This is a genomic window from Streptomyces sp. Z26 (assembly GCF_003665095.1).
GTDB lineage: Bacteria > Actinomycetota > Actinomycetes > Streptomycetales > Streptomycetaceae > Streptomyces > Streptomyces phytohabitans.
This window is the reverse complement of sequence record NZ_RCHV01000002.1, coordinates 6,366,039-6,389,656: the sequence shown is the minus strand read 5'-3', so window position 1 is coordinate 6,389,656 and position 23,618 is coordinate 6,366,039. Positions and strand designations below refer to the sequence as shown.

General features: G+C 74.8%; 22 protein-coding genes. 10 read left to right on the top strand and 12 right to left on the bottom strand.

Annotation, left to right across the window (positions count from 1 at the left end; translation table 11 throughout):
* The first annotated feature begins 64 nt into the window (after nucleotides 1-64).
* Nucleotides 65-568, top strand: a complete 504-nt coding sequence (locus D7M15_RS27715) for a DUF6643 family protein (protein WP_121519995.1) — start codon at nucleotides 65-67, stop codon at nucleotides 566-568.
* Between the two features lie 267 nt (nucleotides 569-835).
* Here D7M15_RS27715 and D7M15_RS27710 read toward each other — a convergent pair whose 3' ends face one another.
* The 5 genes from D7M15_RS27710 to D7M15_RS27690 all read right to left on the bottom strand — a co-directional run bounded on the left by D7M15_RS27710 (nucleotide 836) and on the right by D7M15_RS27690 (nucleotide 7,178).
* Complete coding sequence (locus tag D7M15_RS27710; RefSeq protein ID WP_121519994.1) at nucleotides 836-1,225, bottom strand: DUF779 domain-containing protein; 390 nt, start codon at nucleotides 1,223-1,225, stop codon at nucleotides 836-838.
* On the bottom strand, nucleotides 1,225-2,748 hold the full coding sequence (adh, locus tag D7M15_RS27705) for an aldehyde dehydrogenase (protein ID WP_121519993.1): 1,524 nt from the start codon (nucleotides 2,746-2,748) through the stop codon (nucleotides 1,225-1,227). The genes D7M15_RS27710 and adh overlap by 1 nt, the downstream gene beginning before the upstream one ends.
* 127 nt (nucleotides 2,749-2,875) lie before the next feature.
* Nucleotides 2,876-4,162: a helix-turn-helix domain-containing protein gene (locus D7M15_RS27700; protein WP_206337438.1), complete on the bottom strand. Its 1,287-nt coding sequence runs from the start codon at nucleotides 4,160-4,162 to the stop codon at nucleotides 2,876-2,878.
* A 122-nt stretch (nucleotides 4,163-4,284) separates the two neighbouring features.
* Nucleotides 4,285-5,661, bottom strand: coding sequence for a family 2B encapsulin nanocompartment shell protein (locus D7M15_RS27695; RefSeq protein WP_121519992.1), 1,377 nt, complete (start codon nucleotides 5,659-5,661; stop codon nucleotides 4,285-4,287).
* A 101-nt stretch (nucleotides 5,662-5,762) separates the two neighbouring features.
* Complete coding sequence (locus tag D7M15_RS27690; RefSeq protein ID WP_121519991.1) at nucleotides 5,763-7,178, bottom strand: family 2B encapsulin nanocompartment shell protein; 1,416 nt, start codon at nucleotides 7,176-7,178, stop codon at nucleotides 5,763-5,765.
* A 369-nt stretch (nucleotides 7,179-7,547) separates the two neighbouring features.
* Between D7M15_RS27690 and D7M15_RS27685 the strand changes: the two genes are divergently transcribed.
* Complete coding sequence (locus tag D7M15_RS27685) at nucleotides 7,548-8,153, top strand: hypothetical protein (protein ID WP_121519990.1); 606 nt, start codon at nucleotides 7,548-7,550, stop codon at nucleotides 8,151-8,153.
* 105 nt (nucleotides 8,154-8,258) lie between these two features.
* On the top strand, nucleotides 8,259-10,706 hold the full coding sequence (locus D7M15_RS27680) for a right-handed parallel beta-helix repeat-containing protein (RefSeq protein WP_121519989.1): 2,448 nt from the start codon (nucleotides 8,259-8,261) through the stop codon (nucleotides 10,704-10,706).
* A gap of 16 nt (nucleotides 10,707-10,722) precedes the next feature.
* Here D7M15_RS27680 and D7M15_RS27675 read toward each other — a convergent pair whose 3' ends face one another.
* A complete protein-coding gene (locus tag D7M15_RS27675) occupies nucleotides 10,723-13,161 on the bottom strand; it encodes a hypothetical protein (RefSeq protein WP_206337437.1) in 2,439 nt (812 codons plus the stop codon).
* A gap of 206 nt (nucleotides 13,162-13,367) precedes the next feature.
* Here D7M15_RS27675 and D7M15_RS27670 point away from each other — a divergent pair, with 206 nt between their 5' ends.
* Both D7M15_RS27670 and D7M15_RS27665 read left to right on the top strand, forming a co-directional pair.
* Nucleotides 13,368-14,264 (top strand): DeoR/GlpR family DNA-binding transcription regulator, encoded by an 897-nt coding sequence (locus tag D7M15_RS27670; protein ID WP_121519988.1) that lies wholly within the window; start codon nucleotides 13,368-13,370, stop codon nucleotides 14,262-14,264.
* 54 nt (nucleotides 14,265-14,318) lie between these two features.
* A complete protein-coding gene (locus tag D7M15_RS27665) occupies nucleotides 14,319-14,795 on the top strand; it encodes an SRPBCC family protein (RefSeq protein WP_121519987.1) in 477 nt (158 codons plus the stop codon).
* 30 nt (nucleotides 14,796-14,825) lie between these two features.
* Here the strand turns inward: D7M15_RS27665 and D7M15_RS27660 are convergent, their stop codons facing one another.
* Nucleotides 14,826-15,935: a PLP-dependent cysteine synthase family protein gene (locus D7M15_RS27660; RefSeq protein ID WP_121519986.1), complete on the bottom strand. Its 1,110-nt coding sequence runs from the start codon at nucleotides 15,933-15,935 to the stop codon at nucleotides 14,826-14,828.
* 122 nt (nucleotides 15,936-16,057) lie between these two features.
* Between D7M15_RS27660 and D7M15_RS27655 the strand changes: the two genes are divergently transcribed.
* Together D7M15_RS27655 and D7M15_RS27650 are read left to right on the top strand one after the other, a co-directional pair.
* On the top strand, nucleotides 16,058-16,372 hold the full coding sequence (locus tag D7M15_RS27655) for a hypothetical protein (protein ID WP_121519985.1): 315 nt from the start codon (nucleotides 16,058-16,060) through the stop codon (nucleotides 16,370-16,372).
* Nucleotides 16,373-16,518: 146 nt separating this feature from the next.
* Nucleotides 16,519-17,067 (top strand): ATP-binding protein, encoded by a 549-nt coding sequence (locus D7M15_RS27650; RefSeq protein ID WP_240649526.1) that lies wholly within the window; start codon nucleotides 16,519-16,521, stop codon nucleotides 17,065-17,067.
* Between the two features lie 117 nt (nucleotides 17,068-17,184).
* Here the strand turns inward: D7M15_RS27650 and D7M15_RS27645 are convergent, their stop codons facing one another.
* From D7M15_RS27645 to D7M15_RS27635, 3 genes are all read right to left on the bottom strand, one after another.
* The gene (locus D7M15_RS27645; protein ID WP_121519983.1) at nucleotides 17,185-17,568 is read right to left on the bottom strand and encodes a PPOX class F420-dependent oxidoreductase; all 384 of its coding nucleotides are present in this window, start codon (nucleotides 17,566-17,568) and stop codon (nucleotides 17,185-17,187) included.
* 73 nt (nucleotides 17,569-17,641) lie between these two features.
* Nucleotides 17,642-18,157 carry a GNAT family N-acetyltransferase gene (locus D7M15_RS27640; RefSeq protein WP_121519982.1) on the bottom strand — a complete coding sequence of 172 codons (516 nt, stop codon included), beginning with the start codon at nucleotides 18,155-18,157 and terminating at the stop codon, nucleotides 17,642-17,644.
* Nucleotides 18,154-19,383 carry an ROK family protein gene (locus tag D7M15_RS27635; protein WP_121519981.1) on the bottom strand — a complete coding sequence of 410 codons (1,230 nt, stop codon included), beginning with the start codon at nucleotides 19,381-19,383 and terminating at the stop codon, nucleotides 18,154-18,156. The genes D7M15_RS27640 and D7M15_RS27635 overlap by 4 nt, the downstream gene beginning before the upstream one ends.
* 71 nt (nucleotides 19,384-19,454) lie before the next feature.
* On the opposite strand from D7M15_RS27635, the gene D7M15_RS27630 reads away from it, so the two are divergent.
* The 3 genes from D7M15_RS27630 (at nucleotide 19,455) to D7M15_RS27620 (ending at nucleotide 21,633) form a co-directional block, all read left to right on the top strand.
* Nucleotides 19,455-20,663, top strand: coding sequence for an MFS transporter (locus D7M15_RS27630; RefSeq protein ID WP_240649525.1), 1,209 nt, complete (start codon nucleotides 19,455-19,457; stop codon nucleotides 20,661-20,663).
* An 87-nt stretch (nucleotides 20,664-20,750) separates the two neighbouring features.
* Nucleotides 20,751-21,227 (top strand): DUF4442 domain-containing protein, encoded by a 477-nt coding sequence (locus tag D7M15_RS27625; RefSeq protein ID WP_121519979.1) that lies wholly within the window; start codon nucleotides 20,751-20,753, stop codon nucleotides 21,225-21,227.
* Between the two features lie 130 nt (nucleotides 21,228-21,357).
* Nucleotides 21,358-21,633 (top strand): DUF6332 family protein, encoded by a 276-nt coding sequence (locus D7M15_RS27620; protein WP_121519978.1) that lies wholly within the window; start codon nucleotides 21,358-21,360, stop codon nucleotides 21,631-21,633.
* On the opposite strand, the gene D7M15_RS27615 is transcribed toward D7M15_RS27620, so the two are convergent.
* Both D7M15_RS27615 and D7M15_RS27610 read right to left on the bottom strand, forming a co-directional pair.
* Nucleotides 21,594-22,259, bottom strand: a complete 666-nt coding sequence (locus D7M15_RS27615; protein ID WP_121519977.1) for a response regulator transcription factor — start codon at nucleotides 22,257-22,259, stop codon at nucleotides 21,594-21,596. The two genes, D7M15_RS27620 and D7M15_RS27615, sit on opposite strands and share 40 nt — an antisense overlap.
* Complete coding sequence (locus tag D7M15_RS27610) at nucleotides 22,256-23,515, bottom strand: sensor histidine kinase (RefSeq protein ID WP_121519976.1); 1,260 nt, start codon at nucleotides 23,513-23,515, stop codon at nucleotides 22,256-22,258. Before D7M15_RS27610 ends, D7M15_RS27615 begins: the two co-directional genes overlap by 4 nt.
* Nucleotides 23,516-23,618: the final 103 nt, after the last annotated feature.

Genomic DNA, 23,618 nt, shown 5'->3' with positions numbered 1-23,618 from the left:
CGCACGCAAAATGACACACCTGCCGGGCTCCCCAACTAGCACTTTTGGGCTTAACTTATGGGCTATGACCTCCCCCCGCGGCACCTACGGCGGCGGTTACTACGCTGCGCCACCCTTCCCTGACACCCCGATCTACGACATGCTCGTCGCTGAGCGGGGCACTCCGCAGATCGCTCCCATCCGGGTGCCGGCCCAGTACGAGGCCAGCAACTATCTGCCCGCGCTGCCCGCCGCCCTCCCGGCCCTTCCTTCGGGCTCCGGCTACGGCCAGCAGTCGCAGACCCCGCCGCACGGTTATCCGGCGGCCGGGCCCCCGGCACCTCAGCCGATGCCCCTGCAACAGGCGCCGATGCCCTACGTACCGCAGCAGCAGCCCCCGCGCGGGCCGCAGGGCGGTCAGCCGGGCTACCCGGGTCACCCGGGCATGGGCCAGCAGGCGCCCCAGCAACAGCCGCAGCGCCAGCCGCAGATGCGTCCGGTGCAGCCGCCGCGTCCGGCGGCGCCGCGGCAGATGCCCGGCGCGTACGACGATCCGTACGGCCGCCCGTATCCCGGCAGAGGGTACTGAGGGGCGGGTCCCCCGCCAGGGACGGCGACGACGGGACACGGGTGCGCGCCGCGGGCGCGGCCGACGGGGGCGGAGCACGACTGCGGGGGTCAGCCATCCGCCTCCCCACCGGCCACTCGCGTACGCGCGCCCGCAGCCGTGCGGCCACGCCCGCGCGGCTGTCGACGTGGGACGTGGGGTACCGCCGTGCCCGCGCCGTCCACGGGCACGGCGGTGGTCGGTCACCCGCCGCGGCTCAGCGGCCGGACGGGCGGGTCGGGTCGCCGGTCAGGGGGCTTCCCCGAGGGGCGGCGCCCCGGCGGGGAGGTCGGACTCCTCCAGCAGCCGCGAGCGGATGAGGAAGCGCACCCCTTCGGGTGCCTCCAGCGAGAACCCGGCACCGCGCCCCGGCACCACGTCGACCGTGAGGTGCGTGTGGCTCCAGTACGCGTACTGGTCGGCGGACATCCAGAACGGCACGGGTTCGTCGACGTCCGCCACCTCCAGCCGTTCCAGCAGCACGTCGGAGGCGCCCGTACGGAACTCGCCGAGCGGGAAGCACATCGGCGCGCTCCCGTCGCAGCAGCCGCCGGACTGGTGGAACATCAGCGGCCCGTGGCGGCCGCTGAGCTGCCGGATCAGCGCGGCGGCCGCGGGGGTCAGCGCGACGCGGGGCATCAGAAGAACCCGAGCTTCTTCGGCGTGTAGCTGACGAGGAGGTTCTTCGTCTGCTGGTAGTGGTCGAGCATCATGCGGTGGTTCTCGCGGCCGATGCCCGACTGCTTGTAGCCGCCGAAGGCGGCGTGCGCGGGGTAGGCGTGGTAGCAGTTCGTCCACACGCGGCCCGCCTGGATGGCGCGTCCGGCGCGGTACGCGGTGCTGCCGTCGCGGGTCCAGACGCCCGCGCCGAGGCCGTACAGCGTGTCGTTGGCGATCTCGATCGCGTCGTCGAAGTCCGCGAAGCCGGTGACCGAGACGACGGGCCCGAAGATCTCCTCCTGGAAGACGCGCATGTGGTTGCCGCCCTCCAGGATGGTGGGCTGCACGTAGTAGCCGCCCGCCAGCTCGCCGCCGAGGTCGGCGCGGGCGCCGCCGGTGAGGACGCGGGCGCCCTCGCGGTCACCGATCTCCAGGTACGAGAGGATCTTCTCCAGCTGGTCGTTGGACGCCTGCGCGCCGACCATCGTCTCCGTGTCCAGCGGGTGGCCCTGCACGATCCGTTCGGTGCGGGCGACGGCAGCCGCGAGGAAGTCGCCGTAGTGGCCGCGCTGGATGAGGGCGCGCGACGGACAGGTGCAGACCTCGCCCTGGTTGAGGGCGAACATGGTGAAGCCCTCCAGCGCCTTGTCGAGGAAGTCGTCGTCGCCCGCCGAGACGTCGTCGAAGAAGATGTTCGGGCTCTTGCCGCCGAGTTCGAGGGTGACCGGCTTCAGGTTCTCCGAGGCGTACTGCATGATCAGCCGCCCCGTCGTCGTCTCCCCGGTGAACGCGACCTTGGCGACGCGGGGGCTGCTGGCGAGCGGCTTGCCCGCCTCGGCGCCGAAGCCGTTCACGACGTTCACGACGCCCGGCGGCAGCAGGTCCGCGACGAGGCCGAGCCAGACGTGGATCGAGGCGGGCGTCTGCTCGGCGGGCTTGAGGACCACGGCGTTGCCCGCGGCGAGCGCGGGCGCCAGCTTCCAGGTGGCCATCAGGATCGGGAAGTTCCAGGGGATGATCTGCGCGACGACGCCCAGCGGCTCGTGGAAGTGGTAGGCGACGGTGTCCTCGTCGATCTGGGACAGCGACCCCTCCTGGGCGCGCAGGGCGCCCGCGAAGTAGCGGAAGTGGTCGATGGCCAGCGGGATGTCGGCGGCCAGCGTCTCCCGTACGGGCTTGCCGTTCTCCCAGGTCTCGGCGACCGCGAGGCGCTCCAGGTTCTCCTCCATGCGGTCCGCGATGCGGTTGAGCACGAGGGCGCGTTCGGCGGCGGGCGTACGGCCCCACGCCCCGGCGGCGGCGTGCGCGGCGTCGAGGGCGCTCTCCACGTCCTCGGCGGTGCCGCGGGCGATCTCGGTGAACGGGGCGCCGGTGACGGGGCTGGGGTTCTCGAAGTAGCCGCCGAGCTTGGGCGGGACGTAGTTGCCGCCGATCCAGTGGTCGTAGCGTGCCTGGTAGTCGACGATGGCGCCTTCGGTTCCGGGTGCGGCGTAGCGGCTCATGTCCCTGGCCTCCCTGACGGGTCGTCGCCGCGCCCCGGTGCGGGAACGCGCGGCTGACGGGGACGTTAGACGCGGGGACGTTGCGTATACGTTGCGTACGTTTCACGTCACCCGCGCGGGCCGCGCCCTATGTCCCGTACGCACCCCGCGGGCCCGCGCCGTCCAGGCCGTACGCGCGGCGCAGCGCCCGTACGCGCGCCACGGTGGGGGCACGCAGCGGGTCGTGCCCGGGGCGAGTGGCGAGCAGCGCCTCCCACACCTCCAGGTCGTCCTCACCCCACACGCTGTGCACCCACGTCTCCAGCAGGTCGGCGCGCGGCGCGGACAGCAGCCGGTGGCGGAGGCGGTCCTCCAGGGCGCGGCGCAGCCGGACGATGCCGGGGGCCTCGGAGAGCGGCAGCAGCGGGCCGCGGTAGGCGGCGAGGGCCGCGCCGGGGTCGGCGGCGTCGAGTGCCTCGGTGACGACGGCGAGGTCGGTGTCCAGGGGGTCGCGCAGCCGGTACGGGCGGGAGGCGAGGACCGGGCCCAACAGCTGCCGCAGGCGGGAGAGTTCGGCGCGCAGGGTGACCGGGTTGACGTCCCGCTCGCCGTACAGCTCCAGGCTGAGCCGGTCGCCGGTGAGCCCCTCGGGGTGCGCGGCGAGCAGCAGCAGGATCTCGCTGTGGCGGCGGCCGAGCCGCACGGGCGCGGGCCCGCCGCGCAGCAGGGCCTCGTCGCGGCCGAGCACCTGGAGGAGCTGCGGCCCGCGGGCGCCGCCGTCCTCACCGGCGAGCTGCGACTCGGCGGCGCGGGCGGTGGCCTGGACGAGGGCCAGGCTCTGCGGGGCGGCGAGGTGGTCGCCGCCGGTGATGTCCACGGCGCCGAGGAGGCGGCCGGTGCGCGGGTCGTGGACGGGCGCGGCGGCGCAGGTCCAGGGCTGTACGACGCGGGAGTAGTGCTCGGCGGCGAAGATCTGCACCGCGTGGTCGACGGCGAGGGCTGTGCCGGGCGCGTTCGTGCCCATGGCGGGCTCGGCCCAGCGGGCGCCGGGGACGAAGTTCATCGCCTCGGCGCGGCGCCGTACCTGCGCGTGGCCCTCGACCCACAGCATCCGGCCCGACGCGTCGCAGACGGACAGCAGATGGGCGCCGTCGTCCGCGACGGTGCCGAGCAGCTCGCGGATGAGGGGCATCACGCGGGCCAGCGGGTGGGCGGCGCGGTGGGCGGTGAGCGCGGGGCCCGCGAGGTCGACGTGGGCGACCGTCTCGGGGCGCACCAGCGCCCCGGCGCAGCGGCGCCACGAGTCGGCCACCACGCCGCGTACGGGGTCGGCGATGGGCGCGCCGCTCAGGAACTCCTCGTGCGCCCGGCGCAGCAGCCCGACCCGCTCGGCCGGGTCCGCTCCCGTCTCCAGCGCCAGCCATGGATTTCGCACACCGTCATCGTCCTGCACACCGCGGTGGCAGGCAACGTTCCGCGCGGCGCCGGACCGGACGTGGTAAGGGGCGGCAGCGGCGCGGACGCCCCTGCCGCCCCACGTACGGGCGGAGACCGGTGTCAGACCTCGACGTCCTCCAGGATGCCGAGGGCGTCGGGGACGAGGACCGCCGCCGAGTAGTACGTGCTCACCAGGTACGAGACGAGCGCGCGGTCGTCGATGCCCATGAAGCGGACGTTCAGCCCCGGTTCGTACTCGTCGGGGATGCCCGTCTGGTGCAGGCCCACGACACCGTGGTCCTCCTCGCCGGTGCGCATCGCGAGGACGCTGGTGACGCCGTCGGTGACCGGGATCTTGTCGCACGGCAGCAGCGGGACGCCCCGCCAGGTGCGCACCCGCGAACCGTGGAACTCGCGCTCCGGCGGGATGATGCCGCGCCGGGTGCACTCGCGGCCGATGGCGGCGATGGCGCGGGGGTGCGCCAGCAGGCAGCGCGTCTTGCGGCGGCGGGAGATCAGGTCGTCCAGGTCGTCCGGGGTGGGCGGCCCGTCGCGGGTGGGCAGCCGCTGCTTGAGGTCGGCGTTGTGCAGCAGCCCGAAGCCCGGGTCGTTGACGAGGTCGTGCTCCTGCCGCTCCCGCAGGGCCTCGATCGTCAGCCGCAGCTGCTCGCCGGTCTGGTCCATCGGGTCGTTGTGGATGTCCGCGACGCGGGTGTGCACGCGCAGCACGGTCTGCGCGACGGTCAGTTCGTACTCGCGGGGCGACAGCTCGTAGTCCGCGAAGGTGCCGGGGAGCGCGAACTCCCCGGTGTGGCCGGAGCTGAGCGCGATGTCGGCCTCCCCGCGCCGGTTGCTCGGCGGGACGGGGCGGGACGCGACGTCGTCCAGGTGCGCGCGGAGGGTCCCGGAGCGCTCGGCGACCTCCCGTACGGCCGCCAGCGGCAGGGTCAGCACCGTGCAGCGGGTGACCGCCGTCAGGGAGTACGGCCAGCTGCCGGGCTCGGGGGTGAGGACCTGGTCGCCGTCGTGGTCGCCGTCGGTGAGGGTGCCGAGCCGGTGCTCGTCGCCGTAGGGGCCGGTGCCCGTGCGCCGCACCTTGCCGTGGGCGAGGAGGATCAGCTGCTCGACGGGGGTGCCGGCGGCGGCCACGGTGTCCCCGGCGACGTACTCGTGCTGCTCGCAGCGGTCCGCGAGGGCGCGCAGCGTGTCGGGGTCGTCGAAGGCCCGCAGGTGCGGGATCTCCCGCAGCTCGGCGGGGATGACCTGGACGTCGGTGCCGGTGGAGACGAACTCGACGCGGCCGTCGCCGAGGGTGTGGGTGAGCCGCCGGTTGACGCGGTAGCTGCCGCCCTTGGTCTCGGTCCAGGGCAGCACCCGCAGGAGCCAGCGCGGGGAGATCGCCTGCATCTGCGGGCGGGTCTTGGTGGTGGTCGTCAGCTGGCGCGCGGCAGCCGTGGACAGGCTGGCGGGCGGGATCGTGCCGGGATGCGTGGTCATCGGCGAGTGCGGCGCCTTCCGTGCGGGCGGGACCGGTGGGCGCGGTGCGGTGTCCGGCCCGGTGGGCTGGGCGGGCTCGGCGGTGGGATTTCCGTGCTCCGTCATCGGCCGACTTCCACGTCCTCAAGAATTCCCAGGGCGTCCGGGACCAGTACGGCCGCCGAATAGTAGGCGCTCACGAGATACGAGATGATCGCCTTCTCGCTGATTCCCATGAAACGCACGGACAGGCCCGGCTGGAACTCGTCGGGAATTCCGGTCTGGTGCAGCCCGACGACGCCCTGCGCCTTCTCGCCCGTACGCATCGCCAGCACCGACGTGGTGCCCGCGTCGCTGACGGGGATCTTGTTGCAGGGGAGGATCGGGACGCCGCGCCACGCGGGCACCGAGTGCCCCTCGAAGTCGACGCTGCCGAGGAGGATGCCGCGGCTCGTGGACTCCCGGCCGATGGCCGCGATGGCCTTGGGGTGGGCGAGGATGACGCTGGGGTCCTTCCACACCGTGGCGAGGAGTTCGTCGAGGTCGTCGGGGGTGGGCGGGCCACTGCGGGTGGGCAGCCGCTGCTTGAGGTCGGCGTTGTGCAGGAGGCCGATCTCGCGGTTGTTGACCAGCTCGTGCTCCTGGCGCTCGCGCAGGGCCTCGACGGTCAGCCGCAGCTGCTCCTCGACCTGGTTCATCGGGTGGTTGTAGAGGTCGGCCACCCTGCTGTGCACGCGGAGCACGGTCTGCGCGACGCTCAACTCGTACTCGCGCGGCGCCAGTTCGTAGTCGACGAACGTGCCGGGGAGCGACGGTTCGCCGGAGTGCCCGGAGGAGAGCGAGATGGCGGACTCGCCCTCCGGGGTGCGCTGACCGGGCAGCTCGGCACGGCCGTTCTCCAGGTGCGCGCGGAGGCTCTCGGAGCGGCCCGCGACCTCCTCGAACGCGGCCCTGGAGAGCGTCAGCACGGTGCCGCCCGTCAGCGACCTGAGCGTGAGGTCCCACTCCCCCGGCTCGGCGGCCAGCCGGTCGTCGCCCACGAAGTCGCCGTCCGCGAGGACGCCCTGCGAGGTCTCCCGGTCGTACTTGCCGGGGCCCAGCCGCTCCAGCTTGCCGTGTGCGAGGAGCACCACGCGGTCGGCGGGCTGCCCGGCCTCGACGAGGGTCTCGCCGGGGCCGAAGTCCCGCTGCTCGCAGCGGCCCGCCAGCTCCGCCAGCGTGTCCTCGTCGCCGTAGCCGCGCAGCAGCGGCAGTTCGGTCAGCTCGCGCGGGATCACGCGGACCTCGGCTCCGGTGGAGACGAACTCGACGCGGCCGTCACCGAGGGTGTGGGTGAGCCGCCGGTTGACGCGGAACGTGCCACCGGTCACCTCCACCCACGGCAGCACGCGGAGCAGCCACCGGGACGAGATGCCCTGCATCTGCGGGGGCGTCTTCGTGGTGGTCGCCAGATTCCTCGCGGCGGCGGTGCCGAGGCTGAGATTCGCCTGCTCGTCCGCGCCGTCGCTGCCGGAATGTGTTTCCACGGAAGTGGTCATGGAAGGGAGGACCGCCAATCTGCTTGCTGGCTATGCGAATTCAGCGCGCTGCGCCATGAAGCTAACCGCCGTCGCAGAGCAGCGGCAATCGCTCGAAAGAGCGGCCGGAGCGAGGAATGCCGACGGGTCGGCGCGGGTAACGCACGCGTCCGTACACGGCTGCGCGACCGCCCAACGCCCCTTCCCGTGCGGCCGATCCGCGTCCGTACGCCCCGCCGCCGCACCCGGTCGGCGTGCGCCGGGGGCGCGTACGTCAGCCGTGACCGCGCCGTTCCAGCGATGCGCCCCCGGTCCCGTCCGGGTGGTACGGGCCCACGGCACGTGGTCGTCCGAGTAAGGTCGTGCCACTGGGGAGTTGGGGGTGATGCCGTGCGCAGCATCGTCGGGTTGTGGCGGTGGCGCCGCAATCCGCTGTGCCGCAGCAGCGACCGTCACGAGGCGTTGGCCTCGCTGTGCGCCGCGCTGCTCATCCTCTTCGGCGCGCCCCTCGTCGGGTTGACCGGCGGTGTGCTGGCGCACGAGGAGATGCTGGGCGCCGCCCGCGAGCAGCGGTCGGAGCGCCATCCGGCGCGTGCCACCGTGCAGCAGCTGGTCGTGCCGCGGCCCGGCCTCGACGCCGACCCCGACGACGCGGACGGCGACGTCGCGCGGCACCGCGTCGTGGCGTACTGGACGGGCCGGGACGGCGCCGTGCACACCGGGGTCGCGGACGCCGGGCGCCCGTTGCGGCCCGGCGAGCGGTTCCGGATCTGGACGGACGAGCGCGGCCGGATCACCGGCCCGCCCCTGTCCGAGGCCACCGCCTCGTCCCAGGCGCTGCTCGCCGGGCTGGTGTCGGCGGCCGTCGCGGCGGCCCTGGTGGAGACCGTACGGCGGCTGACCGTACGGCAGTTGCTCTGCCGGAGGTACGCGGAGTGGGACGCCGAGTGGGACCGGATCGGCCCCGACTGGGGGCGTACGGGCAGCAGCAACTGAGCATCCGTGGACGGTCATCCGAGACGTCGCGCGCACGCTACGGTGGAGCTGCCCGCACCCGCGGCGGCGCAGCCCAGATCGCACGAAGTGAGGACGCAGCAGTCCATGGGACAGGCCCCGGTCCAGGTCACGCACACCGGCACGGCACGCTGGCGGCGCCGCACGGGCGAGTACGCCACGCTGTCCGCCGCGCTCGAAGCCGCGGTGGACGGCGACGTGCTCACGGTGGCGCCGGGCACGTACCGGGAGAATCTGACGATCGAACGGGCCGTCACCGTACGGGGTCCGGAGCGCGCGGGCAGCGGGTCGGTGCGGATCGCGCCGCCGGAGGGCGTCGCGGTGACCGTGCGGGCGGCTGCCGTGCTGGCGGACCTCCAGATCGAGGGGCAGGACGCGGCGGCGCCCGCGCTGCTCGTCGAGGACTCCGCGCCGGAGCTGACGGCGCTGCGGGTGATGACGCGTTCCGCTTCGGGCCTGGAGGTGCGTTCCGGCGCCCGTCCGATCGTCCGCCGCTGCACGGTCGACAACCCGGCGGGCATAGGGCTCAACGTGTGCGGCGGCGCGGGCGGCGTGTACGAGGAGTGCGAGGTGGTCGCCGCGGGCCAGGCGGGCGTCTCGGTGCGGGACGGCGCGAGCCCTCGGCTGGAGCGCTGCCGCGTCCACCACGCCTCGGGAGCGGGCCTGTCGGTGCACGGCGAGGGCAGCGCGGTCGAGGCGGTGGACTGCGAGGTGTACGAGATCAAGGGCACGGGCGTGCTGGTCGCCTCCCGCGCGAACGGGCATCTGACGGGCTGCCGCGTGCACCGTACGTCCGCGGACGGGCTGACCCTGGACACGGACGCCGTGCTGACGCTCGCGGACTGCGAGGTCCACGACATCCCGGAGAACGCGATCGACCTGCGGTCCCGTTCGGTGCTGACGCTGACCCGTACGAAGGTCCGCCGGTTCGGCCGGAACGGGCTGTCGGTGTGGGACCCGGGCACGCGCGTGGACGCGAACAGCTGCGAGATCCACGAGAGCACCGGCGACTACCCGGCCGTGTGGATCAGCGACGGCGCCACGGCCGTCCTGGACTCCTGCCGCGTCCACTCCGTACCGGACGCGCTGTTCGTGCTGGACCGAGGTTCCCGGGCGGACGTGCTGGACAGCGACCTGTCGCAGGTGCGGGGCACGGCGGTGTCGGTGAGCGACGGCGCGACGGTGCAGCTCGACGACTGCCGGATACGCGAGAGCGGTACGGGCGCGTGGTTCCGCGACCACGGCAGCGGCGGCACCCTCGCGAACTGCACCATCGACACCGTCGCCACCGGTCTGATCGTGACGAAGGGCGCCGACCCGACCGTCGAGCGGTGCACGGTGACGTCGCCGGAGGAGGCGGGGGTGTACGTGTCGGCGGAGGGCCGCGGCACGTTCCACGCCTGCCGGGTCACCGGGTCGCGCGGGTACGGCTTCCACGTCATCGACGGCTGCCGTACGACGCTGCGCCGCTGCCGTACGGAGCGGTGCGCGCGGGGCGGGTTCGAGTTCGCGGAGGAGGGGCCGGTCGTCGAGGACTGCACGAGCGACGAGAGCGCCTCGATATCCGCCCCGGCAGCGGCCGCCCGCAAGGGCGGCGACGCGGCCGACGGCGGGGTGCTGCCCGCCGCTTCGGGCGGTGCGCCGCGGCGCACGGGGGGTGTCGCGGAGGCGGCGGCGGTCGCGCCGGGCGCGGCCGGGGCGCCGGAGCCGGGGAGTCCGGCGGCGCGACCGGCGAAGGACGTGCTGGGCGAACTCGACGACCTGGTCGGCCTGGACAGCGTGAAGCGCGAGGTGCGGAACCTCACCAACATGATCGAGGTCGGCAAGCGCCGCCTCCAGGCGGGCCTGAAGGCGGCCTCGGTCCGCCGCCATCTGGTGTTCACGGGCTCCCCCGGCACGGGCAAGACGACGGTCGCCCGGCTGTACGGCGAGATCCTGCACTCCCTGGACGTGCTCGAACGCGGTCACCTGGTCGAGGTCTCCCGGGTGGACCTGGTGGGCGAGCACATCGGCTCGACGGCGATCCGTACGCAGGAGGCGTTCGACCGGGCGCGCGGCGGTGTGCTGTTCATCGACGAGGCGTACGCGCTGGCGCCGGAGGACTCGGGGCGCGACTTCGGCCGCGAGGCGATCGACACGCTGGTGAAGCTGATGGAGGACCACCGCGACGAGGTCGTGGTGATCGCCGCCGGTTACACGGTGGAGATGGAGCGCTTCCTCGCCGCCAACCCCGGTGTGGCGTCCCGCTTCTCCCGCACCATCACCTTCGGGGACTACTCCCCGGAGGAGCTGCTGAGCATCGTGGAGCAGCAGGCGGAGGAGCACGAGTACCAGCTCGGGGAGGGCGCGCAGGAGGCCCTGCTGAAGCACTTCACGATGCTGCCGAAGGGGCCGACGTTCGGCAACGGGCGCACCGCGCGGCAGACCTTCGAGGCGATGGTCGAGCGGCACGCGGGCCGGGTGTCGCAGCTCGCCGACCCGAGCACCGACGAGCTGACGCTCCTCTACGGCGAGGACCTGCCCGGCCCGGCCTGACCCGCCGTCCGGCCGGTCATCCGGCCGGGGGCTCGGGGCGCGGACGGGCCACGCCGGGCGCCTCCGCCCCCGCCGTGCCCGGTCCCGCGCCCGCCGTGGCCGCGCCCTGCTGCGCGGGCACCCGCCGCCCCCGGCGCAGCCGGGCCAGCAGCCCGGAGCGCTCCTCCTCGAACGCGGGGTCGGCCTGGTAGTCGCTGTGCCCGAGGATCGGCGCGGGCAGCGGCTGCCGTACGGTCCGCCCGTACGCGAGCGGGTCCAGCAGCGGCCCGCGGTCCACGTCGGGGGCGGTGTCGCCGGGGAGGCGTACGGGCCCGCCGATGGGGTCGGTGAGCCGCCACAGGTTGCGCCAGCAGTCCACCTCGCGGTGCAGGGAGGCGAGTTCGTCGGGGCCGAAGTAGGCGGGGAACCAGCGTCCGTAGAGCCGTTCCAGCGGCGATCCGTACGTGAGGAGGGCGACGTGGCGGCGGGTGTCCGGGTCGAGTTGCCACACGGCCGCGGCGGCGAGGACGCTGCCCTGCGAGTGGCCGGAGATGACGACGCGGCCGTCGGGCCGCTCGTGCGTCCAGGTCGCCATGCGCCACACCAGGTCGGGCACGGCGCGTTCGGCGTAGCAGGGCGGGGCGAAGGGGTGGGCGGCGCGCGGCCAGAAGGTGCCGACGTCCCAGAGGATGCCGATGGTGCGGCGCGCGGAGGCGTCGCGGTAGGCGCGGCGGCCGGTGGTGAGCAGCAGCAGGAAGCCGAAGCCGACGAGCCACGAGCCGAGCGCCTGCACGGAGTCGGCGAGCCCGTCGACGACGTCCGGGGCGCCGTCGGCGGCCGTACCGGGCACGTCGCCGGTCAGCCACGTGCCGAGGACGGCGGCGGCGCCGAGGGCGAGCGCGACGGCGGCGACCAGGCCGACGAGCGGTGGCGCCGTGTCGGTGACGCCCGCGCGCGCGATGGCACCGGCGATACGGCGGGAGCGGGACTCGTCGCGGTCGGCGTCCTCGGCGGCGTACCCCTCGTGGAGGTGCGGCACCAGTCGCGAGCCGCTCCGCCGCACCCGTACGAGCAGGCCGAGGAGGACCACCAGGACGATCCCGAGCAGCACGGGGATCGCGGACGCCTGCCACGTCAGCAGGGTCGGCGGTCCGGGGATCGAGCCGTCGAGCCGGTCGGAGACCCACTGCGTCACCCCGCCGGACATCAGCCCGCCCAGCCCGCAGGCGAGCATCGCGACGGCCGCGGGGGCGAGCCCGGCGAGCGCCGTACGGGGGACACGGGAGGCGCGGTGCAGCCGTACGCCGAGTGCGGCGAGCGCCACGATCAGCGTGCCCTGGACGACGGCGAGCACCGCGAACGTCTCGTCGCCGGGCAGCTGCCCCGTGCTGCGCCACCCGGGCCGCGACCAGAACGCGTGCGCCGCGGCGAGCGCGAGGACGGCCCCGGCGGCGGCGGGCAGCAGCCGTACGGTCACGCGGTCGAGGGTGTCGTCCGGCTGCCGCTCCTTGCGGCCCCGGCGGCAGACGGCGTACGTGGCCCAGGCGGCGCCGGCCGCGATCAGCGCGGCGAGCGCGAGGCCGGTCGCGTCGAGGGCGCCCGTACCGCCGGAGCCGCCGTCGAAGCGGGCGGTGGCCGCGGTGAGCGCGGCGGCGACGGTCAGCAGCCCGGCGGCGGTGTGCGCGGCGCGGAGGCGGGCGACGAGCCGCCGCCCGTACCAGAAGCCGGGCAGGCACAGCGCGGGGCGGGCGGCGCCCTCCGGGGCGTCCTCGGCGACGGGGCGGCGCAGCGGCGGCTGCGACTCGTACGCGCTCCAGGTGCGGTGCGAGAGCCACCACAGGAGCACGGTCAGCGCGGTGGGCACGAGCGCGGCGACGACGAGCCGCCGTCCCGGCTGGCTCCACCAGCCGCCGGTGCCGTCGGCGTCGACGGCCAGGAAGCCGAGCCAGTCGCGTCCGGTGGAGCAGTCGGGGGTGCCCGCGCACTGCCAGGCGAAGAGGTCGAGCGCCACCTGGCACGCGGCGGCGACCAGCAGGACGGTGAGGCTGAGCGAGAGGAGCCGGACGAGGACGCCGTGGGCGCGGACGGCGCGGCCGCGGGGGTCGGCGGAGGGGCGGGCCCAGTGCGCGAGGTTGGCGACCATGAACGGCAGCAGGAGCAGCCAGAGGGCGCGGGCGCTGTTGCCGGAGGTGAGGTTGGACCAGCAGTACGCCTCCGGTATCGGCTGCTCCGCGTAGTCCGCGGGCCGCTCCTCGGCGTCCACGTCGTCGGCCCGTCGGTGCACGGCGGCGGTGCCGTCGCCGCTGACGCGCTCGGTCCGCGGGTCGTTCAGCATCTCCTGCGGCGTGGTGCCGCCGACCCCGTGCACGAGCAGTTCCAGGGCGAGGCCGCCGGGCCGGTCCCGTACGGGCTCCGCCGTCCCGGCGCCGTCGGCGCCCGCCGTTCCGTCCGCCGCTTCCGTACCCACCGCGCGCATGCAACTCCCCCCGCCGCGCCGGAGATTCGTCTCCGGGTCCGCACCAGCATCCCCCTCGCACTGTGCCCGGGACAGTGCGCCTCCGCCAAGAAGGCCCCCGGAATCTTCACCCGGGCGACTGACACCCGCTCATGGGAGGATGACGGCGGGCGTACGGCCGGTCGGGTCGGGGTGCGCGGGCAGGGTACGAAGGGACGGACCGCACGGTGGGCGACAACCAGAACCTCCTGGCGGAGCAGCGGCGGGCGCTGATCCTGGACGAGGTGAGGCGCCGCGGCGGGGTGCGTGTCAACGAGCTGACCCGGCGGCTGATGGTGTCCGACATGACGATCCGGCGCGATCTCGACGCGCTGGCCCGGCAGGGCGCGCTGGAGAAGGTGCACGGCGGCGCGGTGCCGGTCGCGGAGGCGAGTACGCACGAGCCCGGTTTCGAGGTGAAGTCGGAGCTGGAGCTGACGGCCAAGGAGGACATCGCGCGGGCGGCGGCGGCGATGGCCGTGCCGGGCAGCGCCCTCGCGCTGTCGGGGGGCACGACGACGTACGCGCTGGCGCGCCATCTGCTCGACGTACCGGACCTGACTGTGGTCACCAACTCGGTGCGGGTGGCGGACGTGTTCCACGCCGCGCGGCGTGCCGCGGGTGACGGGCGCGCGGCGCGTCCGGGGGCGGCCACGGTGGTGCTCACCGGCGGGGTGCGGACGCCGTCGGACTCGCTGGTGGGGCCGGTGGCGGACGCGGCGATCCGCTCCCTCCACTTCGACGTGCTCTTCCTGGGCGTGCACGGGATATCGGTCGAGGCGGGGCTGTCGACGCCGAACCTCGCGGAGGCGGAGACGAACCGGCGTTTCGTGGGCGCCGCCCGGCGGGTGGTGGTGGTCGCGGACCACACCAAGTGGGGGACGGTGGGGCTGAGTTCGTTCGCGTCGCTGGAACAGGTCGACACGTTCGTGACGGACGGCGGGCTGTCGGCCGCCGCGCGCGCGGAGATCTCCGAGCGGCTGCCCGGACTGGTCGTCGCGGGCGAGCCGGGCGCCGACGGCCGGGAGGGCGACGCGGAGGACGGCGGGGAGGACCCGCACGCGGCCCCGGTGGCGGCGGAGTGAGCCGCCCGCCGTACGCTGCCGCCGACCAGCCGTCGCCGTCAGGGAGTTGAGCCGATGCCGAAGCGACTGCGTTCCGTGGGGCTGGAGTTCGTGGAGACCGCACCGGTCCGGCTGGTGTTCAGCCGCCGGGCGGGGTCCGCGCCGGAGGCGCTGTTCGCGCAGCTGTCCGACGTCCCCTCGTGGCCCGAGTGGTTCGGCGGGGTGTCCGAGGCGCGGCCGCTGGCGGGCGGGGAGCGGCGGGTGATCGGTCTGCGGGGCGGGGCGCGCTTCCTGGAGACGGTGGTCACGGAGCCCCCCGCGCGGTACGCGTACCGCATCGACGAGACCAACGTCCCCGGCGTGCGCGCCATGTGGGAGGACTGGCGCCTGGAGCCGGACGGCGACGGCACGCTCGTCACGTACACGATGGCGGTCGACGGCCACCCGGTGTGCCGCGCGGTGGTGCGGCTGCTCGGGCCGGGGCTGGGGCGTACGTTCCGGGCGGCGGTGCGGTCGCTGGACGAGCGGATCGCGGCGGCGCCCGGCGCGTAGCGACGGCGCACGGGTTGCTCCGCGCGCCCGTCAGTCCGGCCAGGTGCCGTCCGTGAGGAACGTCTCCAGGGTCGCCGCGTACGGGGCGATGTCCAGGCCCTGTTCCTCCAGCCAGGAGTCGGAGTAGTACTTGTCGAGGTAGCGCTCGCCGGGGTCGCACAGCAGCGTGACGACCGAGCCCGTACGCCCGGCGGCGACCATCTCCGCCACGATCCGCAGCGCGCCCCACAGGCCCGTCCCGGTGGAGCCGCCCGCCTTCCGCCCGATGGCGTGCTCCAGCGCGCGTACGGCCGCCACGGTCGCCGCGTCGGGGACGCGCATCATGCGGTCGACGGCGCCGGGCAGGAAGCTCGGCTCCATGCGGGGCCGTCCGATGCCCTCGATCCGGGAGCCGCGGTCGCTGGAGGCGTCGGGGTCGCCGTCGACCCAGCCGTCGAAGAAGCAGGAGTTCTCGGGGTCCGCGACGCAGATGCCGGTGTCGTACTGCATGTAGTGGACGTAGCGGGCGAGGGTCGCGGAGGTGCCGCCGGTGCCCGCGGTGGCCACGATCCAGGCGGGTTCCGGATGGCGTTCGAGGCGCAGCTGGTGGTAGATCGACTCGGCGATGTTGTTGTTGCCGCGCCAGTCGGTGGCGCGCTCGGCGTAGGTGAACTGGTCCATGTAGTGGCCGCCGGTCTCCGCCGCGAGTGCGGCCGACACCTCGTACACGGTGCGCGGGTCGTCCACCAGATGGCACCGGCCGCCATGGAACTCGATCAGTCGGGTCTTCTCGCTGCTGGTCGTGCGGGGCATCACCGCGATGAAGGGCACGCCGATCAGCTTCGCGAAATACGCCTCGGACACGGCCGTCGAGCCGCTGGACGCCTCGATGACGGGCCGGTCCCGGCGGATCCAGCCGTTGCACAGGCCGTAGAGGAACAGCGAGCGCGCCAGTCGGTGCTTGAGACTGCCGGTGGGGTGCGTCGACTCGTCCTTGAGGTACAGGTCGATGCCCCACCGTTCGGGGAGGGGGAAGCTCAACAGGTGGGTGTCGGCACTGCGTTGGGCGTCGGCCTGCACCTTGCGTACGGCTTCCTTGAGCCAGTCGCGGTGGGCCTGGTCGCTGCGGTCGACATCGCGAAAGGGGGTGGCACTGCTCACCCCGCGATGATAAAGCCGCTCTGGTGGCGACGGCGGATGCGCGGCACACTGCGCACAGGGGGTCTGGCGCGCCCGGCCGGGGCGCGCCGACCGCGACGGATTCACGCGGAGGGCGGTGCGGCATGGCGGACACCGAGTTCGACGCCGGTGGCGTGCGTATCGAGAGGTGGCTGCGGTCACTCACCCGGGGTGGGCGGGTCCTGGTCCGGGACGGCCGGTTGGAGCTGTTGACCAGCTACGGGCGGGAGATCGACAGCGCCCCGCTGGAGAAGGTGCGGGTCAGCGGCTGGTACGGGGCGCGGGAGCGGGCCGTGGCGACGCTCGACGGCACGCGCTACCTGCTCCGCATGGGGGGCGAGCGGCGGGAGGACCTGCTCAGCACGGTGCGTACGGCCCGCGCGAAGGCGGAGGCCGAGCGGGGGCTGTTGGGCCGCTGAGGCGGCGGGGCGAGGCGGGAACGGGGCGGGGTCGGGGCTCCGGCCGAGTTGCGGGGGTGTGCGGGCGACCGCACCCTGAGTGAAGTGACGCGCATCACACGCGATCCGCACTCCGCCCGCCGGGCCCTTCCCTGGGAGTCGCCGCCGTGATCAGTCGAACGAGCACCCCCAGCAGGCACTGCGCGGTGGAGTTCCAGGCGCTGCCCTGGCGGATCGCGCAGGTCCGCCGCATCATGTCGGCGCAGCTGCGGTACTGGCGCCTCGACCCGCTCGTCGACCCGGTCGCGCTGGGGCTGACCGAGCTGCTGGCGAACGTCCACGAGCACGCCGGGCCCGACAAGCACTGCACCGTGGAGCTGGTGTTCCTGTGGGACCGGTTGACGGTGTCCGTACGGGACCGGGACCCGTCGCTGCCGACGTTGCGCCCCGCCGGGGTGCTCGCCACCGGTGGGCGCGGGCTGGCGCTGGTCGCCGCGGTCAGCGCGAGCTGGGGGGTGCACGCGCGGGAGGACGGCGGGGGGAAGCTGGTGTGGTTCACGTTGGACGCGCCGTTCACCCGGGCCCGTACGGACGCCCGGCCGGTGGCCGCTCCTCCCCCGGCCGTCGCACCGCCGACCGCCTCAGCGCACGCCGCCGCACCGCCCGTCACCGCCGCCGCCCCCGTGGGACGGCGGCAGCCCGCGCCGCACGCCTGACGCCGTACGCGCGCGCCGGTCACGCGGCCACGGCGACGACGGCGGCCGTCCAGAACAGCGGGACGGGCCGCGGCCCCGCGCCCGCCGCTACCCCGCGCGCCGGGAGGAGCGGCGCGCTCAGAACGTGACGGCGATGGCCGTGTGCGGCCGCTTGCCGAGGCGCAGCAGCGCCCCGCCGTCGTCGACCATCCGGAAGCGCCAGCCGTACTTGCCGCGCATGGCCTTCCGTACCCGCCCCAGCCCGGGGTCGTCGGGCAGCAGCAGCGCGGTGGCCTCGACGGCTTCGGCGCCCTCGGCCGTACGGCCGCGCACGTCGCAGGGGGTGACGGTGACGCGGGAGTCGTTGCGCAACCGCTTCACCTTCCCGGCGTCGGAGCGTGTCCAGACGAGCAGTTCCCCGGCGTCCTCGACGGCCCACACGGGCGTGGGCACGGGGGTGCCGTCACGGCGGTGGGTGGTGAGGAGGACGTACGCGGACGGGGCGATCGCGGGCGGCACCATGGGCCCGAGCGTACGGCAGCGCGCGGTGGGGGCGCGGGGGTGGTGCGCCCGGGAGCGTACGGGCCGGCCCGTGTCACAGCTCCCGGCGCATGCAGACGCGCGGCCAGCGGTCGAGGCCCGCCGCGGCCTCGTGGGCCCGGATCTCACGCAGCCCCGGCGTCAGTTCGGCGTCGTCGAGGGTACGGAAGCCGCAGCGGGCGTAGTACGGGGCGTTCCACGGCACGTGCGCGAACGTGGTGAGGGTCAACGCCGGTACGCCCGCGGCCCGTTCGCGTACGGCCACGTCCTCCAGCAGCGCCCGTCCGACACCGCGCCGGGCGCTGTCCGCGTGCACGGAGAGCTGCTCGACGTGGACGCAGCCGTCGACGGGCAGCAACACGGCGTACGCCACGGGGAGTTCGCCGTCCTCGGCGGCGACCCGCAGCCGTCCGGCGCGCCCGAGCGCGCGCAGCTCCTCCAGCGGCCGCGGCTCGTCGTCCGCGACCGCGTCCATGTCGATGTCGCGGAACCAGCGGCCCGCCGACCGTTCGATGTCCCGCAACGTCTCCCACTCCGCGGCGCGTGCCGCCCGGAAGCGCACGCCCGTCATCCCCCCAGCAGCAGCGGGTCGTCCAGCAGCGGCTGCCAGGCGAGTTCGGCCGCGCCGACCAGGCTGTTGTGGTCGAGGGTGCAGGGCACTACGGGCACGCCGCCGCTGCGGCCCCACAGGCTGCGGTCGGCGATGACGGCGCGCAGCCGTTCGCCGTCCCGCTCGACGAGCGCGCGGTGCAGTCCGGCGAGGACGATCCGGTCCGGGTTGAGGATGTTGACCAGCCCGGCCAGTCCGAGCCCGAGCCGGTCGATGAGCGTCTCGACGGCCGTACGGACCCGGGGGTCGGTGTCGTACTCCGTGCGGATCAGTTCCCACGACTGCTCCAGCAGCGAGACTGCTGGGCCGGGTTCGCGGCCCGCCGCCTCCAGGAAGGCGAGCGGGTCGGTCTCGACGTCCAGGCAGCCGCGGCTGCCGCAGTGGCAGGGGCGCCCGTCGGGGTCCACGGTGAGGTGGCCGACCTCCAGGGCCAGGCCCGAACTGCCGGTGTGCAGCCGCCCGTCCAGCACCAGCGCGCCGCCCACGCCCCGGTGGCCGGTGCCCACGACGAGCAGGTGCTGGGCGCCGCGGCCCGCGCCGTGCCGGTGCTCGGCGAGGGCGGCGAGGTTGAGGTCGTTGGCGGTGTAGCCGGTGGCGGGGGTGTCCGGGGCGGGGCCGGGCACCGCGGCGTCGGCGAGGCAGCGGGTGAAGATGTCCCGTACGGCGGCGCCCGCCTCCCAGGCGAGGTGCAGCGGGTTGAGGGCGGTACCGTCCGGTTCCGCGACGGCGGACGGCACGGCGAGACCGGCGCCGACGCAGCGCCGCCCGCTGTCGCGGAGCAGCGTGGCGCCCGCCTCGACGACCTCGCCGAGGACCTGCGCGGGGTCGGCGTGGACGGCGGTGCAACCGGGGGCGGTGGCGACGATCCGCCCGCCGAGTCCGACGAGGGCGGCGCGGAAGCCGTCGGCGTGGACCTGGGCGGCGAGTACGACGGGGCCGTCGGGGTCGACGGCGAGCCGGTGGGAGGGCCTGCCCTGGGCGCCGAAGGCGGCGCCGGGGCGTGAGTCGACGGTGATCAGGCCGAGCGCCACGAGTTCGGCGGCGACGGCGCCCGCCGTTGCCCGGGTCACGCCGAGTTCGGCGGTGAGCACGGCCCGGGTGGGCGCGCGTCCGGTGTGGACGAGGGCGAGCGCCGGACCGAGGACGCCGCGTCCCCGCTCCAGCTTTGTTGTACGAGTCAGGGTCACACACCTATTCTTGCTTTGTGCCGTCGATAAACAAACTACGGACCGCACTTCCCGGCCACGGAAAGCGCCACGTGGCCCCCGGCGAGCCGGGCGCGGACCCCGGGCTGCGGCGCCTGCGCGTGGCACTCACCGCGTTCTTCGCCCTCGACGGGCTGCTGTTCGCGGGCTGGGTCGTGCGCATCCCGGCAATCAAACACCAGACGGGCGCGTCCGCCAGCGATCTGGGCCTCGCCCTCCTCGGGGTCTCGGCGGGCGGCGTCGCCACCATGACCCTCACCGGCGGCCTCTGCCGCCGCTTCGGCGGCAGACGGGTCACCGTCGCCTCGGCGGTGCTGCTGTCACTCGGCATCGCCCTGCCACCGCTGACCCGTTCCGCGCTCGCGCTGGGCCTCGTCCTGCTGGTCTTCGGCGCCGCGTACGGGGCGATCAACGTCGCCATGAACAGCGTCGCCGTCGATCTGATCGCCACCCTGCGGCGGCCGGTGATGCCCGCGTTCCACGCGGCGTTCAGCCTCGGCGGGATGGTCGGGGCGGGTCTGGGCGGGCTGGTCGCCGGGGAGTTGAGCCCGACCCGGCACCTGCTGCTGCTCGCCGCGTGCGGCCTGCTGGTGACGGCGCTCGCGGCGCGGCCCCTGCTCGCGTACGACCTGGTGGCGGGCGGGCCCGGCGCGGACGGTGGCGGCCGTGCCCCGGCGGACGCGGTGGACCGGACGGCGGGCAGCGGGGGCGCGCGCCCGCGCCGTACGGGTGCGCTGGTCGCCGTGCTCGGGCTCGTCGCGCTGTGCACGGCGTACGGGGAGGGCGCGCTCGCGGACTGGAGCGCGCTGCATCTGACCGAGGACCTGGACGCGGGCGCCGGGCTCGCGGCGGCGGGCTACTCGGTGTTCGCGTTCGCCATGACCGTGGGGCGGCTCAGCGGCACCTGGGTGCTGCGCCGCGCGGGCGAGCAGCGGGTGCTGGTCGTGGGCGGCGCCATGGCCGCGGTCGGCATGCTGGTCGGTTCGCTCGCGCCGTCGGTGTGGGTGGCCCTGGCCGGGTTCGTCGTGACGGGCCTGGGTCTCGCGAACATCTTCCCGATCGCGATCGGCCGGGCCGGGGCGCTCGCGGGCCCGGGCGGCGTGGCCACCGCGTCGACGCTCGGGTACGGCGGCATGCTGCTGGGCCCGGTCGCCATCGGTTTCCTCGCCGAGTGGTTCTCGCTGTCGGTCGCGCTGACGACGGTCGCGCTGCTGGCGGGGGCGGCGGCGGTGATCGCGTACGTGACGCGGGACGCGATCTGACGGGGGCGTACGGGTGCGCGCGGCCGGGTCGTACGCCGGGGACTGGGCGCCATTACCGACCGGTAACTCGCGTGGTAGCGTCCGCGCATGCGAAAGACGCTGTCCACCCCGCACGGCCTGCGCCGCGTGCTGTCCTGGTGGCCCCCGTACCGCTTCGCCGGGATCAAGGTGCTCGACATCGCGGGCGACTGGAGCAGCGCCCGTGTACGGCTGCGCCTCGGCCGCTTCAACCGGAACTACTTCGGCACCCAGTTCGGCGGCTCCCTGTACTCGATGAGCGACCCCTTCTGGGCGCTGCTGGCCGTGAACCGGTTGGGCAAGGAGTACGTGGTGTGGGACAAGGCGGGCGAGATCGAGTACGTGACGCCGGGCCGCGGCGACGTGTTCGCCGAGTTCGCGCTGCCCGAGGAGCGGCTGGCGGAGATCCGGGAGGCCACCGCGGACGGCGGGAAGGCGCTCCCCTGGTTCGAGTCCGTGGTGACGGCCGCCGACGGGACGGTGGTGGCGCGGGTGCGCAAGCAGCTGTACGTACGCCGCAAGTCCCCGATGGCGGGCGGACGTTGAGCGACGGGCGTACGACCGGCGCGCGAGGGGTGCGCGGTGTCCGGAACGCGGCTTGCGGCCCGTTCACCCGAAGGTGACAGAATCGGATCGTGGACCCGGACCGCGACCGCCCCGCACCACGGAGGTGACCATGGGAAGTGGACGGACCCAGGCCGAACGGGACGCCGTCACGCTGGAGATCGCCTTCGCCCTGGTCAGCGCCGGCGTGCTGGCCGGGTGCGCGTTCTTCGCGCTCGCCAGCCCCGCGCTGCTCTGGCACGGCTCGCCCGTGTGGATGCAGCACGCCCAGTGGGTCGGCAGCACCGTCTTCATCGGCCGCGTGCTGTGGGTGCTGCTCACCTGGCGGTGGCGTGAACGGGACTGGCGTCAGCCCAGCCAGCCGGGCCGGACGAGCCCCGACTCGTAGGCCAGCACGACCAGTTGGGCACGGTCCCGCGCCCCCAGCTTGACCATGGTGCGGCTGACGTGGGTCTTCGCCGTGAGGGGCGAGACGACGAGCCGCCAGGCGATCTCCTCGTTCGACAGGCCGATCCCCACCAGCGCCATCACCTCCCGCTCGCGCTCCGTCAGCGCCGCCAGCGTCCCGCCCGCCGCGGGCTCCTTAGAGCGGGCCGCGAACTCCGCGATGAGCCGCCGCGTCACCCCCGGCGAGAGCAGCGCGTCGCCCTGGACCACCGCCCGTACGGCACGCACCAGTTCGTCGGGCTCGGTGTCCTTCACCAGGAAGCCGGAGGCGCCCGAGCGGATGGCCTCGAAGACGTACTCGTCCAGCTCGAACGTCGTCAGCATCACCACCCGTACCGGCTCCAGCTCCGGGTCCTCGCTGATCCGGCGGGTCGCGGCGAGCCCGTCGAGGACCGGCATCCGGATGTCCATCAGGACGAGGTCGGGCGAGAGGGAACGCGCCAGGGCGAGCGCCTCCGCTCCGTCCGCCGCCTCGCCCGCGACCTCGATGTCGGGCTGCGCGTCGAGCAGCGCGCGGAAGCCCGCGCGGACGAGCACCTGGTCGTCAGCGAGCAGTACGCGGATCACGGCGTCTCCCTCTCGTCGTCCCCGTCCGCCCCGGCGGGCGTCGTCACCGTAGCGGGGGCGGCCAGCGGCAGGCGGGCCAGCACCCGGAAACCGCCGTCGGGGCGCGGCCCCGCCGTCACCGAGCCGCCGAGGACGGCGGCCCGTTCGCGCATGCCGACGAGCCCGTTGCCCCCGCCGCCGGGGGCGTTCCCCGAGGCGGGCCCGTCGTCGTCGACGCGGACGCGCAGCGCGTCCGGGCCGTAGTCCAGCAGTACGCGCGCCTCGCGGGACGCCGAGTGCCGCATCACGTTCGTCAGCGCCTCCTGCACGATGCGGAACGCCGCCAGGTCCGCCCCGGGCGGCAGCGGCACCGGCCGCCCGGCCGTCTCGGTGGCGACGCGCAGCCCCGCGCCCGCCGCCTGCTCGGCCAGCTCCGGCAGCCGCTCCAGGCCGGGCGCGGGGGCGCGGGGGGCGGCGCCGGGGGCGCGCAGCGTGTCGAGGACGTGCCGCACCTCGCCCAGCGCCTCCTTGCTGGCGGACTTGATGGTGGTGAGCGCCGTACGGGCCTGCTCCGGGTCGGAGTCGAGGAGCGCCAGCCCGACGCCCGCCTGCACGTTGATCACGGAGATGCTGTGCGCCAGTACGTCGTGCAGCTCGCGCGCGATGCGCAGCCGCTCCTCGTCGGCCTTCCGGCGCTCCGCCGCCTCCCGCTCCGCGCGCTCGCGCGCCCACTGCTCCCGGCGCACCCGCGCGACCTCCGCCGCGGCGGCGACGGCGATCATCCAGGCGGCGGGCGCGAGGCCGTACCCCCAGTCGTACGGGCCGTCGCCCGAGGGCGGGAGCCAGCGGTACAGCCAGCCGCCGACGAGCAGTTGGCCGGCCCACAGCAGCAGCAGCGCCGACCAGGCGGCCCGGCGGTGACCCGCGACGACGGCGGAGAAGGCGGCGACGACGACGCAGAGGTAGACCGGGCCGAACGGGTGGCCGAGTGCCAGGTAGAGCCCGCAGGTCGCGGAGGTGCCGAGCGCCACGGCCGCCGGGTGGCGGCGGCGCAGCAGCAGCTGCGCCGGGCCGAGCACCAGCAGCACGCGGGCGAGGGCGTCGAGCGGCTCCCGTTCCGGCTGGCCGGTCGCGGCGTACGCGGAGCCGACGAGCGTGAAGAGGGTCAGCGCGAGCGTCGACGGCCACGGCAGCCGGGCCGCCGCCGGTGGCCGCTCCACCCAGCGCAGCCACGGCGGCGGGCCGGGCGGACCGGCGCGCGGGGAGGCTCTGTTCATGCCCGCCACGCTAGAGCGGCCGGGCCCGACCCGGCGTCGGCCCGGGGAGGTGCGTCCGCCTACTCCCCGCGCGGTACGGTCCCCCGTCGGGCCCCGGCCACCG